Origin of the sequence: Paenirhizobium naphthalenivorans (assembly GCF_007992095.1) — a bacterium.
Taxonomy (GTDB): Bacteria; Pseudomonadota; Alphaproteobacteria; order Rhizobiales; family Rhizobiaceae; genus Allorhizobium; species Allorhizobium naphthalenivorans.
The window spans coordinates 1-2,500 of the sequence record NZ_BJZP01000059.1; the positions used below are offsets into that span (position 1 = coordinate 1).

The 2,500-nt window shown below is 54.0% G+C and carries 1 tRNA gene and 2 rRNA genes (1 of these 3 cut by a window edge); all 3 read right to left on the reverse strand.

The features are described from left to right. Positions 1 to 48 precede the first annotated feature (48 nt). A tRNA-Met gene (locus RNA01_RS22705) sits at positions 49 to 125 on the reverse strand. Positions 126 to 229: 104 nt separating this feature from the next. Then, positions 230 to 344, reverse strand: a 5S ribosomal RNA gene (gene rrf, locus RNA01_RS22710). 114 nt (positions 345 to 458) lie between these two features. Beyond that, positions 459 to 2,500 (reverse strand): 23S ribosomal RNA (locus tag RNA01_RS22715); it runs 758 nt beyond the window's last position.

Here is a 2,500-nt window from a genome sequence, read left to right on the forward strand (position 1 = left end):
AACGCAAGAACCCCGCAGCGTGAGCTACGGGGTAATTTTAATTAAGGCTGGTTGCGGGGGCAGGATTTGAACCTGCGGCCTTCAGGTTATGAGCCTGACGAGCTACCGGGCTGCTCCACCCCGCGTTATTTGTTATGCTTTTTACGACGAAAGGGTCGCGAATGGCGACCCTTTTCCTCGGCATGGGCCGTTGTTGTGATTTGAGAAGATTATGTTTTGCCTTTAGCAGACCTGGCAGCGACCTACTCTCCCGCGTCTTAAGACGAAGTACCATTGGCGCTGGGGCGTTTCACGGCCGTGTTCGGAATGGGAACGGGTGCGGCCGCCCCGCCATGACCACCAGGTCGGCTAAGGGCAAAACTTGAGAAGCTGGTAGAGGCTGTGCCTCGTTTGATTTAAGTGAACACGTTTAGGCTTCATGGCCGCGCATTTGCGGCCGATGAGCATGGTCAATGAGAACGATCAAGCCAATCGGGCTATTAGTAACGGTAAGCTTCACACATTGCTGCGCTTCCACACCCGTCCTATCAACGTGGTCGTCTTCCACGGCCCTGATAGGGAATACTCGTTTTTAGGTTGGTTTCCCGCTTAGATGCCTTCAGCGGTTATCCATTCCGTATATAGCTACCCTGCTATGCCGTTGGCACGACAACAGGTCCACCAGAGATACGTCCATCCCGGTCCTCTCGTACTAGGGACAGATCCTATCAATATTCCTACACCCACGGCAGATAGGGACCGAACTGTCTCACGACGTTCTGAACCCAGCTCACGTACCGCTTTAATTGGCGAACAGCCAAACCCTTGGGACCTGCTCCAGCCCCAGGATGCGATGAGCCGACATCGAGGTGCCAAACAACCCCGTCGATATGGACTCTTGGGGGTCATCAGCCTGTTATCCCCGGCGTACCTTTTATCCGTTGAGCGATGGCCCTTCCACGCGGGACCACCGGATCACTATGACCGACTTTCGTCTCTGCTCGACTTGTCAGTCTCGCAGTCAGGCGGGCTTATGCCATTGCACTCGACGACCGATTTCCGACCGGTCTGAGCCCACCATCGCGCGCCTCCGTTACTCTTTCGGAGGCGACCGCCCCAGTCAAACTACCCACCATACACTGTCCCGGATCCGGATAACGGACCGCGGTTAGACATCCATGACGATAAGGGTGGTATTTCAAGGATGGCTCCACAGAAACTGGCGTCCCTGCTTCAAAGCCTACCACCTATCCTACACATGCCGACACGAATGCCAGTGTAAAGCTATAGTAAAGGTGCACGGGGTCTTTCCGTCTGACCGCAGGAACCCCGCATCTTCACGGGGAATTCAATTTCACTGAGTCTATGCTGGAGACAGCGGGGAAGTCGTTACGCCATTCGTGCAGGTCGGAACTTACCCGACAAGGAATTTCGCTACCTTAGGACCGTTATAGTTACGGCCGCCGTTTACTGGGGCTTCGATTCAAAGCTTGCACCTCTCCTCTTAACCTTCCAGCACCGGGCAGGCGTCAGACCCTATACGTCGTCTTGCGACTTCGCAGAGCCCTGTGTTTTTGATAAACAGTCGCTACCCCCTGGTCTGTGCCACCCCACCTTACTTGCGTAAAATGGGGTCACGCTTCTTCCGAAGTTACGCGTGCAATTTGCCGAGTTCCTTCAGCATAGTTCTCTCAAGCGCCTTGGTATACTCTACCTGACCACCTGTGTCGGTTTCGGGTACGGTCTATAGGGTGGAGCTATTTCCTGGAACCGCTTCCCCGCCCAGACAATCCAATAAGTCTGAACAAGTTACGCAATCCGTCACTACCACCAGGCCCACGAATATTAACGTGGTTCCCATCGACTACGCATTTCTGCCTCGTCTTAGGGGCCGGCTAACCCTGCTCAGATTAACTTTAAGCAGGAACCCTTGGTCTTTCGGCGAGGGAGTCTCTCACTCCCTTTATCGTTACTCATGTCAACATTCGCACTTCCGATACCTCCAGGGCCCCTCACAGGTACCCCTTCACAGGCTTACGGAACGCTCCGCTACCACACGTCTTGCGACGTATCCTCAGCTTCGGTGCATGGCTTTAGCCCCGTTACATTTTCGGCGCAAAGACCCTTATTTAGACCAGTGAGCTGTTACGCTTTCTTTAAATGATGGCTGCTTCTAAGCCAACATCCTGGTTGTTTTGGGATCCTCACATCCTTTCCCACTTAGCCATGACTTGGGGACCTTAGCTGGAGGTCAGGGTTGTTGCCCTCTTCACGACGGACGTTAGCACCCGCCGTGTGTCTGCCGACTAGTACTCCTCGGTATTCGGAGTTTGGTTAGGATCAGTAAGACGGTGAGTCCCCATAGCCCATCCAGTGCTCTACCCCCGAGGGTATTCGGTCGACGCACTACCTAAATAGTTTTCGCGGAGAACCAGCTATTTCCGAGTTTGATTGGCCTTTCACCCCTAGCCACAAGTCATCCCAATCTATTGCAACAGATGCGGGTTCGGTCCTCCAGTTG